The 15,004-nt window shown below is 40.2% G+C and carries 17 protein-coding genes; 16 read left to right on the top strand and 1 reads right to left on the bottom strand.

All coding sequences use genetic code 11. The features are described 5' to 3' along the window. The first annotated feature begins 3 nt into the window (after nucleotides 1-3). From NMM17_RS03270 to ilvD, 3 genes are all read left to right on the top strand, one after another. A complete protein-coding gene (locus tag NMM17_RS03270; protein WP_254753824.1) occupies nucleotides 4-861 on the top strand; it encodes a transketolase in 858 nt (285 codons plus the stop codon). After that, nucleotides 858-1,790 (top strand): transketolase family protein, encoded by a 933-nt coding sequence (locus NMM17_RS03275; RefSeq protein ID WP_023947581.1) that lies wholly within the window; start codon nucleotides 858-860, stop codon nucleotides 1,788-1,790. Before NMM17_RS03270 ends, NMM17_RS03275 begins: the two co-directional genes overlap by 4 nt. A gap of 230 nt (nucleotides 1,791-2,020) precedes the next feature. After that, nucleotides 2,021-3,724: a dihydroxy-acid dehydratase gene (gene ilvD / locus NMM17_RS03280; protein ID WP_223330821.1), complete on the top strand. Its 1,704-nt coding sequence runs from the start codon at nucleotides 2,021-2,023 to the stop codon at nucleotides 3,722-3,724. Nucleotides 3,725-3,784: 60 nt separating this feature from the next. On the opposite strand, the gene NMM17_RS03285 is transcribed toward ilvD, so the two are convergent. Then, entirely contained in the window at nucleotides 3,785-4,126 is a 342-nt protein-coding gene (locus NMM17_RS03285; RefSeq protein ID WP_001204052.1) for a metal-sulfur cluster assembly factor, read from the bottom strand. A gap of 124 nt (nucleotides 4,127-4,250) precedes the next feature. Between NMM17_RS03285 and NMM17_RS03290 the strand changes: the two genes are divergently transcribed. From NMM17_RS03290 to NMM17_RS03350, 13 genes are all read left to right on the top strand, one after another. Further along, entirely contained in the window at nucleotides 4,251-5,102 is an 852-nt protein-coding gene (locus tag NMM17_RS03290; protein ID WP_254753825.1) for a helix-turn-helix domain-containing protein, read from the top strand. A 302-nt stretch (nucleotides 5,103-5,404) separates the two neighbouring features. Then, on the top strand, nucleotides 5,405-6,652 hold the full coding sequence (locus NMM17_RS03295; RefSeq protein ID WP_254753826.1) for a transporter: 1,248 nt from the start codon (nucleotides 5,405-5,407) through the stop codon (nucleotides 6,650-6,652). Between the two features lie 182 nt (nucleotides 6,653-6,834). Continuing rightward, on the top strand, nucleotides 6,835-8,115 hold the full coding sequence (gene hisS, locus NMM17_RS03300) for a histidine--tRNA ligase (protein WP_254753827.1): 1,281 nt from the start codon (nucleotides 6,835-6,837) through the stop codon (nucleotides 8,113-8,115). Beyond that, entirely contained in the window at nucleotides 8,115-8,579 is a 465-nt protein-coding gene (locus NMM17_RS03305) for a hypothetical protein (protein ID WP_254753846.1), read from the top strand. Before hisS ends, NMM17_RS03305 begins: the two co-directional genes overlap by 1 nt. 9 nt (nucleotides 8,580-8,588) lie before the next feature. After that, complete coding sequence (locus NMM17_RS03310; RefSeq protein ID WP_001176227.1) at nucleotides 8,589-8,795, top strand: helix-turn-helix transcriptional regulator; 207 nt, start codon at nucleotides 8,589-8,591, stop codon at nucleotides 8,793-8,795. Next, a complete protein-coding gene (locus NMM17_RS03315; protein WP_254753828.1) occupies nucleotides 8,795-8,992 on the top strand; it encodes a hypothetical protein in 198 nt (65 codons plus the stop codon). The genes NMM17_RS03310 and NMM17_RS03315 overlap by 1 nt, the downstream gene beginning before the upstream one ends. Nucleotides 8,993-8,994: 2 nt before the next feature. Then, nucleotides 8,995-9,735 (top strand): DUF3169 family protein, encoded by a 741-nt coding sequence (locus NMM17_RS03320; protein WP_254753829.1) that lies wholly within the window; start codon nucleotides 8,995-8,997, stop codon nucleotides 9,733-9,735. A gap of 10 nt (nucleotides 9,736-9,745) precedes the next feature. Beyond that, entirely contained in the window at nucleotides 9,746-10,570 is an 825-nt protein-coding gene (locus tag NMM17_RS03325; protein ID WP_254753830.1) for an ABC transporter ATP-binding protein, read from the top strand. After that, the gene (locus tag NMM17_RS03330; RefSeq protein ID WP_254753831.1) at nucleotides 10,563-11,261 is read left to right on the top strand and encodes an ABC transporter permease; all 699 of its coding nucleotides are present in this window, start codon (nucleotides 10,563-10,565) and stop codon (nucleotides 11,259-11,261) included. The genes NMM17_RS03325 and NMM17_RS03330 overlap by 8 nt, the downstream gene beginning before the upstream one ends. A 9-nt stretch (nucleotides 11,262-11,270) precedes the next feature. Next, entirely contained in the window at nucleotides 11,271-11,912 is a 642-nt protein-coding gene (locus tag NMM17_RS03335) for a CPBP family intramembrane glutamic endopeptidase (protein ID WP_254753832.1), read from the top strand. Nucleotides 11,913-11,929: 17 nt separating this feature from the next. Then, on the top strand, nucleotides 11,930-12,160 hold the full coding sequence (locus NMM17_RS03340) for a membrane protein (RefSeq protein WP_000832193.1): 231 nt from the start codon (nucleotides 11,930-11,932) through the stop codon (nucleotides 12,158-12,160). Nucleotides 12,161-12,313: 153 nt separating this feature from the next. Beyond that, the gene (aspS, locus tag NMM17_RS03345; RefSeq protein ID WP_254753833.1) at nucleotides 12,314-14,077 is read left to right on the top strand and encodes an aspartate--tRNA ligase; all 1,764 of its coding nucleotides are present in this window, start codon (nucleotides 12,314-12,316) and stop codon (nucleotides 14,075-14,077) included. Next, the gene (locus tag NMM17_RS03350) at nucleotides 14,055-14,996 is read left to right on the top strand and encodes a YitT family protein (RefSeq protein WP_000806276.1); all 942 of its coding nucleotides are present in this window, start codon (nucleotides 14,055-14,057) and stop codon (nucleotides 14,994-14,996) included. Before aspS ends, NMM17_RS03350 begins: the two co-directional genes overlap by 23 nt. Nucleotides 14,997-15,004: the final 8 nt, after the last annotated feature.

The following is a 15,004-nucleotide window of genomic DNA, read 5'->3' on the forward strand; positions in this document are numbered from 1 at the left end:
GGGATGATTTTAAGTGAAAATAGAGAAGATGAGTTAAGAAAATTTGCAACAAAAATCCGATTAAATACTCTTAGAACATTGAATCATCTTGGATTCGGCCATTATGGAGGGAGTCTGTCTATAGTAGAAGTTTTAGCAGTGCTTTATGGTGAAATAATGCCGATGACTCCAGAAATATTTGCGTCACGAGATAGAGATTATTTTGTTTTATCCAAGGGACATGCTGGACCAGCTTTGTACAGCACACTCTATTTGAATGGTTTCTTTGACAAAGAATTCTTACATTCTTTAAATACAAATGGAACCAAATTACCGTCTCATCCTGATAGAAATCTAACGCCGGGCATAGATATGACAACTGGCTCTTTAGGACAGGGAATTAGTGTTGCAACCGGACTTGCATATGGTCAGAGAATAAGAAAAAGTCCCTTTTATACCTATGCTATTGTTGGAGATGGTGAGTTAAATGAGGGACAATGTTGGGAGGCTATACAGTTTGCTTCTCATCAACAGTTATCTAATTTAATTGTATTTGTAGACGATAACAAAAAACAATTAGATGGTTTTACAAAGGATATTTGTAATCCAGGTGATTTTGTAGAAAAATTCTCAGCATTTGGGTTTGAATCCATTAGGGTCAATGGTTCAGATATTAGAGAAATTTATGAAGGGATTATCCAATTAAAACAGTCAAATAATTCATCCCCTAAGTGTATTGTATTAGACACTATTAAAGGTCAAGGAGTTCTAGAGCTGGAAGAAATGAAATCCAATCATCATCTTCGCCCTACTGTAGAGGAGAGACAAATGTTAACTTCAGTTGTAGAAAGATTAAGTCAGGAATTGGAGGAAACAGAATGATGAGAAGTACGAAAGAATTACGACATGTGTATAGAGATTTCCTTCTAGAAGCTAACCAAAGTTATTCTGATATAGTAGTTTTAGAAGCAGACTTGTCAAGTTCGATGGCTACTAATAATCTTGAAAAGGACTTTGGAGACCGTTATGTGAATGTTGGGATCATGGAAGCAGAAATGGTCGGGCTTGCAGCAGGTTTATCTATTCAGGGGTTTAGACCTTATCTTCATACATTTGGCCCTTTTGCTTCACGAAGAGTATTTGATCAATTATTTATTTCTCTTGGGTACGCACAATTGGATGCCACTGTGATTGGCTCAGATGCAGGAGTAACGGCAGAGATGAATGGTGGAACACATATGCCATTTGAAGAAATTGGATTGTTACGTTTAATTCCTAAATCAATCATTTTTGAAGCAACTGATGATATCCAATTTCGTGAAATCTTGAACCAGACATTAGAATTAAAAGGACTAAAATATATTCGAACAATTAGAAAAGCTCCAGAGGCTGTATATCAAGGTGGAGAAGATTTTTCTAAAGGCTACATTGAGTTAAGACACGGTGAAGATGTTGTAATAGTTGCTTCTGGCATAATGGTTGCTCCAAGTATTCGAGTTGCGGATGAACTGTCTAAATTAGGTTATTCAGTAGGTGTGATAGATTTATTTAGAATCAAACCGATACCAGAACAGATAAAAACAATGTTAAGCGGAAAAACTATATTTACTGTAGAAAACCACAATCAGATAGGTGGAATTGGCAGTGCTTTATGTGAATTATTCTCTGATGATGGAATAACAAAAATTCATCGGATGGGTGTTCAAGAAAGATTCGGTCAAGTAGGGAAAATGGATTATCTTCTTAATGAGTATGGTTTGAGTGAATCGAATATAAAAGAGAAAGTTTTAGCGTTTTATAATGCAAGATAGATATTAAATACACTTATCTGAAAGAACTTCTGTAAAAATTACATTACGTTATTTAAAGCGAGCGGATTAAAAGCATATTCTGGTAATCAGAAAGTGCCCTGATCCGCTTTGTTGTTTTTAATTTAAAATGTTTATATGTGTATAGAATTTTCTGAAAATTCAAGAATTTTCTTCTGTTCATTGCCTTTAAAATGTGCTATAATAGTAAAAACTGAAATGGGAGGGAACAAATGACTGAATTAGCTAAACGTCATCGCAGTAGCATTTATGATAGTATGGTTAAATCACCAAACCGTGCTATGCTTCGTGCGACTGGTATGACAGATAAGGACTTTGAAACACCGATTGTGGGAGTGATTTCGACTTGGGCGGAAAATACACCATGTAACATCCACTTGCATGATTTTGGGAAATTGGCTAAAGAGGGTGTCAAATCTGCAGGTGCTTGGCCTGTGCAGTTTGGAACTATTACTGTAGCGGACGGGATTGCTATGGGAACGCCTGGTATGCGTTTCTCTTTGACATCTCGTGATATCATTGCGGACTCTATCGAGGCGGCTATGGGTGGTCACAATGTGGATGCCTTTGTTGCTATCGGTGGTTGTGACAAGAACATGCCTGGTTCTATGATTGCCATTGCTAATATGGATATTCCAGCAATTTTCGCCTATGGTGGAACTATTGCACCGGGAAATCTTGATGGTAAAGATATTGACTTGGTTTCTGTTTTTGAGGGTATCGGAAAATGGAACCACGGTGACATGACAGCTGAGGACGTAAAACGTCTTGAATGTAATGCCTGCCCTGGTCCTGGTGGCTGTGGTGGTATGTACACAGCTAATACCATGGCGACTGCTATCGAAGTTCTCGGTATGAGTTTGCCAGGCTCTTCATCTCATCCAGCTGAATCAGCTGACAAGAAAGAAGATATCGAAGCAGCAGGACGTGCTGTTGTTAAGATGTTGGAACTAGGTCTTAAACCATCAGATATCTTGACTCGTGAAGCCTTTGAAGATGCTATCACTGTAACTATGGCTCTAGGTGGTTCTACAAACGCCACTCTTCACTTGCTTGCCATTGCCCATGCTGCCAATGTTGACTTGTCACTTGAGGACTTCAATACGATTCAAGAACGTGTGCCTCACTTGGCTGACTTGAAACCATCTGGTCAGTATGTCTTCCAAGATCTCTACGAAGTCGGTGGTGTGCCTGCGGTTATGAAATATCTCTTGGCAAATGGTTTCCTTCATGGAGACCGCATCACATGTACTGGTAAGACTGTCGCTGAGAACTTGGCTGACTTTGCAGACCTCACTCCAGGTCAAAAAGTTATTATGCCACTTGAAAATCCAAAACGTGCGGATGGTCCGCTTATCATCTTGAACGGGAACCTTGCCCCTGACGGTGCGGTTGCCAAGGTATCAGGTGTGAAAGTGCGTCGTCACGTTGGACCAGCTAAGGTCTTTGACTCAGAAGAAGATGCTATTCAGGCCGTTCTGACAGATGAAATCGTTGATGGCGATGTAGTCGTTGTTCGTTTCGTTGGACCTAAGGGTGGTCCTGGTATGCCTGAGATGCTGTCACTTTCATCAATGATTGTTGGTAAAGGTCAAGGAGACAAGGTTGCCCTCTTGACAGATGGACGCTTCTCTGGTGGTACTTATGGTCTGGTTGTTGGACATATCGCTCCTGAAGCTCAGGATGGTGGACCAATTGCCTACCTTCGTACAGGCGATATCGTTACGGTTGACCAAGATACCAAAGAAATTTCCATGGCCGTATCCGAAGAAGAACTTGAAAAACGCAAGGCAGAAACAACCTTGCCACCACTCTATAGTCGTGGTGTCCTCGGTAAATATGCCCATATCGTATCATCTGCTTCACGCGGAGCCGTGACAGACTTCTGGAATATGGACAAGTCAGGTAAAAAGTAAATTCAAAAAGCAAGCCAACTTTGGCTTGCTTCTTTTCATCTTCAAAAGTAATTTACCTGCTTAACGAGGTGGCAGTCCAAGGGCAATGCGGCCGTAGCGACTGATTCGTGTAATCTTCCAGGCAGGCGACCAGGTAACTTCAACCTTGACATCTTCGATACCCTCGATTTGTTTCAGACCTGCCACGATTTCGATAGGCAGGCTTTCGGCGCAATCGCAGGCGGTGTCGGTGAAGGTCATGACAATTTTGCAGAGGCCTGTTTCGTCTAGATTGATCTCATAAATCAGCCCTAGATTGTAAACATCCAATTCCACATCTGTATCAAAAACCTTCTCTAGTTTTTCGATAATTTGGTCTTGCAAGGCCAAAGCCCGGTCATTGATTTTGATATCGTCTCTCATTACAGTCCCTCCACGTGATAAATATCCTCTATTTTCTCATAATTCTGACAATTTGGCAAGTTTTTGATGAATTTTCTGAAAAAATATGATAATATAAAGAAAACACTGAATCAAGGGGAAGCCTATGGAGCAGATTGGAAAAGTCTTTAGACAATTACGAGAGTCAAGAAATATCTCGCTGAGACAAGCAACTGGGGGACAATTTTCGCCGTCTATGTTATCTCGCTTTGAAACAGGTCAGAGTGAGCTTTCGGTGGAAAAGTTTCTATTTGCCCTAGAAAATATATCTGCCAGTGTAGAGGAAATCCTCTTTCTAGCGAGAGGTTTTCAGTATGATACAGATTCTGAGTTGAGAAAAGAAATCCTAGATGTCTTGGATCCAAAGAATATAGCACCTCTTGAAGACCTGTATCGCAAGGAGTACCAAAAGCATACCCATTCTCAAAACAAACAGAAACATATTCTAAATGCCATTATTATCAAGTCTTATATGAAGAGCATGTATGATACGGTAGAGTTAACGGCAGAGGAGGGGAAAGTCCTTCATGATTATTTGTTTTCTACCGAGATCTGGGGAATCTATGAACTCAATTTATTTTCAGTCAGTTCACCATTTCTATCTGTTTCTCTTTTCACTAGGTATGTTAGAGAAATGGTACGTAAATCTGATTTTCTAATGGAAGTGTCTGGCAATCGAAATCTTTTTCACACTATACTATTGAACGGCTTTTTAGCTAGCATTGAGTGTAAAGAATTTACCAATGCCTCTTATTTTAAACGTGTTATCGAAGAGCATTTCTACAATGAAAATGAAACCTATTTCCGAATTGTCTATTTGTGGGCTGAAGGTCTCCTTGATAGCAAGCAAGGTAGAGTCAAGGAAGGTCAGAAAAAGATGGAAGATGCTGTCCGTATTTTTGAGATGCTTGGCTGTAATAAATCTGCCGATTACTATAGAAATACGACCGATTGTTGAATATCTGCAAACTAAGAAAATAATTTAAAATTTGAAGAGATAGAACTTTTGACTACTCGCAGGTCATCAAAGAGATTTTATCGTTGTTTTGCTTATTTTGTGTGTTGCATATATTCAAAGTTTTTCCTCTAAAATTTCTAAGTGCTATACTATAGTCATACTTCACATAAAACTTATACTCTTCGAAAATCTCTTCAAACCACGTCAGCTTTACCTTGCCGTACTCAAGTACAGCCTTCGGCTAGCTTCCTAGTTTGCTCTTTGATTTTCATTGAGTATTTGAACAAGAAGGGAGATTATTTATGAAACTATTGTTCAGAAATCAAGCTTATCGTCTCTTGACTTTGTCACGCTTCTTCAATGCTTTTGGTGCTTCGATTTTTAATCTGGTATTTATCGTCTATGCATCGACCTTGCAACAAGCCTCTTTTGCTGTTGCTATGGCGAATATTGTCATGATTCTTCCGACTCTCTTTACAGTTTTTGTAGGGATTCGGGCAGATTACACAAGGGACAAGGTCAAATGGATGGTTTATAGCGGTTTGTTTCAGGCGGTTTTATTTTTTCTGGCAGCCCTAGTTGTTCAGCAAGCTAGTCTCTTTGCCTTTTCTAGCCTGTGTTTGATCAATGTCATCAGTGATGTCATTAGTGATTTTGCAGGTGGTTTGCGCATGCCTCTTATTAAGGAAAAAGTAGCTGAAGAGGATTTGATGGAGGCTTACTCTTTTTCCCAGTTCATCACCTATATTTCAGCTATTGGTGGTCAAGCCTTTGGAGTCTGGCTCTTAGGTTTATCGGTCAACAATTTTTCCCTCGTTGCGGGAATCAATGCCTGCTTTTTCCTAGTATCAGCCTCTGTTCTCTTTTTAGGAAAAAGCAAATTGAGCCTGTCAATGTCATCTGCTGATGGTGAATCACTAAAAAATGAAAAGCTTTCTATCAAAGACCAATTTCTAACAATTTACCGAAATTTACGTCTCGTTTTTCTTAAAGGTGGACAGAAAAACTTTGGTTTTATGCTCTTTGCTGTCTTGCTTATCAATGCCTTGGGTGGCGCCTTGGGTGGAATTTATAATATATTCTTTTTGAGCCATTCTCTCTTGAATTTTTCTTACACAGAGGCACTATTTATCAGTCAATTCGGTGCTTTGTTAGCAGTCATCATCAGTAGTCTTACGGGAAATGATTATTTTGGGAAACAGTCCTTGCCTAGATTGATGATGTGGGTTACCGTAGGACTCAGTCTAATTGGTCTGGCTAATTTATTCAATCAAGTCGTACTTGGTTTGCTATTTCTCTTTTCAACTCTATATGTGTCTGGTAAAGTTCAACCAAAGATTAGTGCCATGCTCATGAAAAATCTAGCTCCAGAGGTTCTAGCTCGTACCAGTAATTTTTTAGGTCTCTTGTTTACCTTATCCATACCTGTGGGAACAGCCTGTTTTTCACTTATAGCTGTATGGAATATACAGTTGACTTGGATGCTATTTGTTGGTCTTTCCTTGCTAGCTATTCTTTTGACATGTCTTAATCTCAAAAATGATATCTAATACTCTTCGAAAATCAAATTCAAACCACGTCAGCGTCGCCTTACCGTACTCAAGTACAGCTTGCGGCTAACTTCCTAGTTTGCTTTTTGATTTTCATTGAGTATAAATCCTAATTTTTTCTTACTGTTTTAATCCCTCTATTTATGGTAAAATAAGACTATTAAGTTTAAAGAGGATTCCCTATGAAATTACAAAAACCAAAAGGAACGCAGGATATTTTACCTGCTGAATCTGCCAAATGGCAGTACGTTGAGGGCTTTGCCCGTGAGATTTTCAAGCGCTATAACTATGCAGAAGTGCGCACGCCTATTTTTGAGCATTACGAGGTCATCAGTCGCTCTGTCGGAGATACGACGGATATCGTAACCAAGGAAATGTACGACTTTTATGACAAGGGTGACCGTCATATCACCCTCCGTCCAGAAGGAACAGCGCCCGTTGTCCGTTCCTATGTGGAAAATAAACTCTTCGCCCCGGAAGTGCAAAAGCCAAGCAAGTTCTACTACATGGGCCCTATGTTCCGTTATGAGCGTCCACAGGCAGGGCGCTTGCGCCAATTCCACCAGATTGGCGTTGAGTGTTTTGGCTCTAGCAATCCAGCTACCGATGTGGAAACCATCGCGATGGCAGCCCATTTCTTGAAAGAAATCGGCATCCAAGGTGTCAAATTACACCTCAACACTCTTGGAAATCCTGAGAGCCGTGCGGCCTACCGCCAAGCCTTGATTGACTATTTGACACCGCTCAAGGAGACCTTGTCTAAGGATAGCCAACGTCGTTTGGAGGAAAATCCTCTCCGTGTCTTGGACTCTAAGGAAAAAGAAGACAAGGTAGCAGTAGAGAACGCACCTTCTATCTTGGACTTCCTTGATGAAGAAAGCCAAGCTCATTTTGATGCTGTGCGTCAGATGTTGGAGAATCTTGGAGTAGACTACATCATCGATACCAATATGGTGCGTGGTCTGGACTACTATAACCACACCATTTTTGAGTTTATCACTGAGATTGAGGGCAATGACTTGACAGTCTGTGCGGGTGGTCGTTACGATGGTTTGGTTGCCTACTTTGGTGGACCTGAAACTGCTGGATTTGGTTTTGGACTTGGTGTAGAGCGCCTGCTTCTCATTCTTGAAAAGCAAGGTGTGGCTCTACCTATCGAAAATGCCCTAGATATTTATATTGCAGTCTTGGGTCAAGGAGCAAATGTCAAGGCTTTGGAATTGGTACAAAATCTTCGCCAACAAGGTTTCAAAGCAGAGCGTGATTACCTCAACCGTAAGCTCAAAGCTCAGTTCAAGTCAGCCGATGTCTTTACGGCTAAGACTCTCATTACCCTAGGAGAGAGTGAAGTCGAAAGTGGACAAGTGATAGTCAAGAACAATCAAACCCGAGAAGAAGTGCAAGTGTCACTTGAGACAATCAGTCAAAACTTCTCAGAAATCTTTGAAAAACTAGGATTTTAATAACAGATAAACCGGTCAGGAACCTAATCCTGACCTTTTTCTTTTGCAAAATGACAAAAATCATAAACTTTTTGACAAATATACTTGTCAAAAAGAAAAAGATGTGTTACAATGTAAGCAAGTTAAGAGAAAAGGAGAAAGGAATGCTTATGTGGGCATTAGGATTTGTACCTCTTGTGATTATGTTTTATCTCTATCATACCCAAAGGGTCAAGAAACTAGAGAATAAAATCAAAAGAATTGAGCAAAAACAGAAAGGAAATAAAGAAATGTCAAGATTATTAAAAGAATTGATTGGGAAAAAACCAACAATCGTTGGACAATTGTTTGGGACAGACAACTGGGAAGTTGTAGATGTTGATGAGGAGTGGGTCAAGCTACGACGTGTAGATAAAAAAGGAAAAGAAAAATTCAAACTACAACGCATTGAGGATATCCAAACTATTGAATTTGACGGAGAGTAGGTGTGTAACATGCAACTAAAAAATCGTCTAAAAGAGCTTCGGGCTCGCGATGGTCTCAACCAAACCGACCTAGCCAAGCTGGCAGGGGTTTCCAGACAGACCATTAGCCTACTAGAACGGGATGAGTACACCCCATCCATTATCATTGCCCTGAAAATATCTCAAATTTTCAACGAAACAGTCGAATCGGTATTTCGCTTAGAGGAGGACGAGTGATGAACAAGTATAAAGTGATCTATTATGTAGTGGCCATAGCTTTATTAGTCAGCGTGTGTCTACTAATTGGAACAAATCTAGGATGGTTTGATCTCTATTACAGCGACCAATTTATCTGGGTCTACTTTGCTCTTATCCCAGTCGTTGACTGGATTGAGAAGAAAGCAAACAATTTAGCAAGTGAAAAAGGAGAATGAATATGAAAAAGAATAAGAAAGGTGGATTGTTATTTTTAATGTCTGTTGTCTTTGGAGGTTTCTTGGGCGGTTTTGTAGGGATGTTTAAGGCTGCTACCGAATCCCACGAAATTATTTTAGATGTAAAAGTCTTGATACCATGGATATCAGCTATTTGTTTATTGATAGGTTTCATTAGCATTCTTTTGACTTTCAATTTCTTAAAGAAAAGCAGAAAATTTCACTCCTTGTATCAAGAGGAAATGGATGATGATTTGAATGAAACCTATTATGTGCAAATGAATCGTAATCTTGAGTTTGGAACTATTGCTTTTCATATTACAAGTGTAGCGATTTTACTGGCTCTCTTTATTTCAGGAAGTGAAGTGATTGTACTAGATAGAAGCAATCTAATCTTACCTCTTTCTTTTTTGGGATTAGTGTTGATTTTTAATGCTCAAAAATATTTTTATAAGACTATTGCGATTGTTCGTCAGTTTGATTTGGCATTTTTCTCTACACCAAAGGATTATTTAGACTATGTCAATTCTTACGATGAAGGGGAGCGCCAGGCTAATTTGGAACAGAGTTTTCGAATTTTATTCCAATTAAACCAATATGTCTTGCCAGGTCTCTACTTTTTGATTGCTCTCTTTTCCTTGCTGACAGGAGAGATTCAGTTACTAGCTTTCTTGCTGGTAGGAGTGATCCATATTTATATCGGTGTGATGCAGTTGCCTATGGTGAAACGTTATTTCAAATAAAGGAGTTTCTATGATTCGTGTTGAAAATGTAAGCAAAAGTTTTGGGAGCAAAAAAGCTCTTCATCAGATTTCTTTTGAGATTAAGGAGGGTGAAATCTTTGGTTTTCTTGGACCTTCTGGCTCAGGTAAAACAACTATGATCAATGTCTTAACAGGACAGTTGGCTGCAGATCAAGGGAAAACAGTTTTGTTAGGCAAGAATTCTCAAGATTTAACCTCAAATGATTTGGAACAAATTGGTATTGTTAGTGATGGCAGTGGTTTTTATGAAAAGATGAGTCTTTACAAAAATCTTCTCATCTACGCTAAGTTATATGGTCTCAAGTCAGATAGAGTAGTTCAGGTGCTCCAACAGGTTGGATTGGCAGATGCTAAAGATGTTATCGCAGAAAAACTATCTACAGGAATGAAACAACGAATGTTCTTGGCTCGTGCCCTTCTTAATGCACCTAAGATTCTCTTTCTAGATGAGCCAACCAGTGGCTTAGACCCTACAACATCTAAGATGATTCATACCCTACTTCAAGAATTAAAGCAGGCGGGGACAACGATCTTTCTGACCACGCATGATATGAATGAGGCAACTCTGCTTTGTGATCGTTTATCTCTTTTAAATAAGGGGAATTTAATAGAGTATGGAAGTCCGCAAGATATTATCCAGAAGTACCATGTGGATAAGAAAGTACGTGTGGTTTATAACGACGGACGAGAACAGATAGTTCCATTTGAAGAATTGCCACATTTAGATACGACAGATTTGATGGTGGTTCACTCTTGTGAGCCAACTTTAGAAGAAATCTTTATCAGATTGACAGGAGAAAAGTTAGATGTTTAGAAAATTAAATGCCCTACTATGGTTAAGAGTGCAAGTTCTTATTAGCAATTCAACTTTGTTAGCGACTTTATTGATGCCTTTTGGTATTGCTGTTTTTTATAATGAATTTTTAAATAAGAATGGACAATTAAGCCTATTTTTACTATCTGCTAGCTTGACGATGGTCTTGAGCATGGGAAGTGGTTATATGGTATCGATTATGATGGCAGAAGATAAGGAAAAACGAAATCTTAAATCACTCATTCTAAGTGGTGTGACAGCAACAGAATATACTTTTAGTATGCTTGTTCTTCCTATTCTGATAATGTTACTTGCTATGATTGTACTTCCCATCTATCTTAAAGTAGATCTATCAGGTTACTTATTTGCCTATGTTATCTATTTGCTCCTAGCAACTATTAGTATTATTTTTCTCAACCTTCTAATCGGTGCGGTGTCAGATACTCAATCTAAAGCGCAAGTTTATAGTATCTTCCCTATGTTAATTGTCTCTTGTTTACCTATAATTGCTCTTCAAAATGATACGATTCAGAAAGTGTTGGATTACTCTTTTATTGGTCCAATTGTAAATCTTTTAAATAAAAAAGGTGGGGAAATATCCTTTTCTAATATCGGCATGTTACTTGCCTGGGTACTTGTGTTAGGAATAGCAAACCTCTTTGTATTGAAAAACAGCTATAAAGCAAGATAGGAGACCTTTATGAAACTACTTAAAAACCTCGGCTGGTTTCTTCTAGCCATTCTATCCTTTTTATTCATCTATGGCTTCATTCAGGGGCTCGCGACTACTTCGCTTGCCTTAGGCGCTTCACCCTATGCTGTGACCTTGCTCTATGTGGCCTTGGCTGGAGTTTATGTGTACGGCATTTACAAATGGTATCAGAAAGGTCCTGTTCGTATTGAGAAGAGTGGCTTCAACCGATTTATTTGGCTCCCTGCCTTGGTTTGGTTCTTATCTCTGGTTGTCCAGTTTTTCTTGCCAAATGATCCTTCAGTAAATCAGCAAATAGCGATAGACTTGACCTTGTCTCAACCACTTTTCTCATTCTTTGCGGTCGTTATTTTTGCTCCTCTGACGGAAGAACTTATCTTTAGAGGGATGTTGGCACGTTACCTCTTTCCTAAACAGGACAATAGCAAACAAACTCTGCTTTTCCTTCTGGTAACTAGTGTTCTGTTTGCCTTGATTCATTCTCCAGGAACTTTGCAACAGTTTTTGGTTTATGCTAGTCTAGGATTGAGTTTGGGTCTGGCTTATGTAAGCCGAAAAGGTCTTCTTTACAGCATTTCTCTCCACGCTTTGAATAATTTAGTCAGCTTTTTGATGATTCTCATGCTATAATAGAGTCAGGAGGTCACATGAAACGAGTAATTTTATTAGCAGTGATTCAAGCAGTCGTTCTATTTTTCATCATTGGGGGACTAGCTTATGCCTTCAAGGGCGATTTCTTCTATAGCCATCTAGCAGTGGTCTTTGCCCCTATTGCCGGTATCTGGCGTTTTGGGACAGCTTATACAACGGAAATCGTCTTGCCTCGAAAGGCAGCCGAAATCGCTGAAAAGCGTAAAGCAGGCAAAAATTCAAAATAAGAGAGTCCGATGAAGTTCATCGGATTTTTTATTGGCGTTAATTTTTAGGGCCTTCATTTGATTTTTAAAGACTAACAAACTTTTCTGATGATTTTCATGAAGAGCCTGCGCTTTTATGGTAAAATAGTAACAGAATAAAAGAGGAGAGAAACAATGAAACGTAGTATGTATGCTGGTCGTGTTCGTGAGGAACACATCGGACAAGAAATTACCTTGAAAGGATGGGTTGGCCGTCGTCGTGACCTTGGTGGTTTGATCTTTATCGACCTTCGTGACCGTGAAGGAATCATGCAGTTGGTTATCAACCCTGAAAAAGTATCTGCAGAGGTCATGGCAACAGCTGAAAGCCTTCGTAGCGAATTTGTTATCGAAGTAACTGGTCAAGTCGTTGCGCGTGAGCAAGCCAATGATAAATTGCCAACAGGTGCAGTTGAGTTAAATGTGACAGCCTTGACAGTATTGAATACAGCTAAGACAACACCATTTGAGATTAAGGATGGGATTGAGGCCAATGACGATACACGTTTGCGTTACCGTTACCTTGACCTTCGTCGTCCAGAGATGTTGGAAAATCTTAAACTTCGTGCCAAGGTGACCCACTCTATCCGCAACTACTTGGATGAGTTGGAGTTTATCGATGTGGAGACACCATTCCTTTCTAAGTCAACACCAGAAGGGGCGCGTGACTATTTGGTGCCATCTCGTGTTAATAAAGGGCATTTTTACGCCCTTCCTCAAAGTCCACAAATCACGAAACAGCTCTTGATGAATGCTGGTTTTGACCGTTACTACCAAATCGTTAAATGTTTCCGTGACGAGGACTTGCGTGGTGACCGCCAGCCTGAGTTCACTCAGGTCGACTTGGAAACTTCATTCCTTACGGAGCAAGAAATCCAAGATATCACAGAAGGATTGATTGCGCGCGTGATGAAAGAAACCAAAGGTATCGAAGTAACGTTGCCATTCCCTCGTATGAAATACGATGATGCCATGGCTCTTTACGGTTCTGACAAGCCAGATACCCGTTTTGACATGTTGCTTCAGGACTTGACAGAAGTGGTCAAAGGTGTTGACTTCAAAGTCTTTTCAGAAGCACCTGCTGTAAAAGCAATTGTAGTCAAAGGCGCAGCGGACAACTACTCACGTAAAGACATCGACAAGATGACAGAAGTAGCCAAACAGTATGGTGCCAAAGGTCTTGCTTGGGTCAAGGTGGTTGATGGAGAATTAAACGGACCAGTTGCTAAGTTTTTGACTGGCATCCAAGCAGAATTGACAAGTGCGCTTGCTCTTGAAAATAAGGACTTGGTTCTCTTTGTGGCGGATACGCTTGAGGTGGCCAATGCAACGCTCGGTGCCCTTCGTGGACGTATTGCCAAAGAGCTTGGCTTGATTGATAACGATAAATTCAACTTCCTTTGGGTGGTTGACTGGCCAATGTTTGAATGGTCTGAAGAAGAAGGCCGTTACATGAGCGCCCACCATCCATTTACCCTTCCGCAGGAAGAAACAGCTCACGAATTAGAAGGTGATTTGGCTAAGGTTCGTGCCATTGCTTACGATATCGTCTTGAACGGTTATGAGCTTGGTGGTGGTAGCCTTCGTATCAACCAAAAAGACCTTCAAGAACGCATGTTCAAGGCTCTTGGTTTCTCAGCCGAAGAAGCAAATGACCAGTTTGGCTTCCTTCTTGAAGCCATGGACTATGGTTTCCCACCACACGGTGGCTTGGCTATCGGGCTTGACCGATTTGTCATGCTCTTAGCAGGAGAAGAAAATATCCGTGAAGTCATCGCCTTTCCTAAGAATAACAAGGCAACTGACCCAATGACACAAGCTCCTTCAACAGTAGCTCTCAAACAACTAGAGGAACTCAGCTTACAAGTAGAAGAAGATGAAACAAGCAAAACGAATTAAGCGGTGGCGCTATTATCTGCGCCGCTTTGCTCATCAGATAAAAATTTTACGTGTCTTACAAAGCATCTCTCGCGAAAAATATGATGAGAAGATTTCGGCCTCTCTGGTCTATGGATTTTTATCAGCAGTAGCAGTCAATTTCTTTTTCCAACCAGGGCATGTGTATTCGAGTGGTGCGACAGGTCTGGCACAGATTATCTCTGCCTTGAGTAATCACTGGTTTGGTTTTCATATTCCGATTTCGCTAACCTTCTACGCCATTAATTTTCCTTTGATGGTCTTGGCTTGGTATCAGATTGGGCATAAGTTCACCGTCTTTACTTTTATCACGGTATCCATGAGTTCCTTCTTTATCCAGTTTGTCCCTGTGGCGACCTTGACGGAGGATCCCATTATCAATGCCCTTTTTGGGGGTGTTGTCATGGGCTTGGGGATTGGTTTTGCTCTTCGCAACAATATCTCCAGTGGTGGAACGGATATCGTCAGCCTGACCATTCGCAAGAAAACAGGTAAGAATGTTGGTAGTATTTCTTTCTTGGTCAATGGGACCATCATGCTGATAGCAGGTTTGACCTTTGGTTGGAAATACGCTCTCTACTCTATGATTACCATCTTTGTCTCTAGCCGTGTGACAGACGCTGTCTTTACTAAGCAAAAACGCATGCAGGCCATGATTGTGACCAATCATCCAGACAAGGTAATTGAAAAAATCCATAAAAAATTGCACCGCGGAGCAACCATGATCCACGATGCAGAAGGAACCTATAATCACGAAAGAAAGGCAGTTTTAATCACTGTCATTACACGTGCAGAGTTTAATGAATTTAAACAGATTATGAAACAGGTGGACCCAGGCGCCTTTGTCTCTGTATCTGAGAATGTTCATATTCTGGGACGATTCGTTGAAACAGAAAATTAATACTCTTC

Origin of the sequence: Streptococcus sp. CF7_Ac1-12 (assembly GCF_024295905.1) — a bacterium.
Classification (GTDB): Bacteria; Bacillota; Bacilli; order Lactobacillales; family Streptococcaceae; genus Streptococcus; species Streptococcus mitis_AP.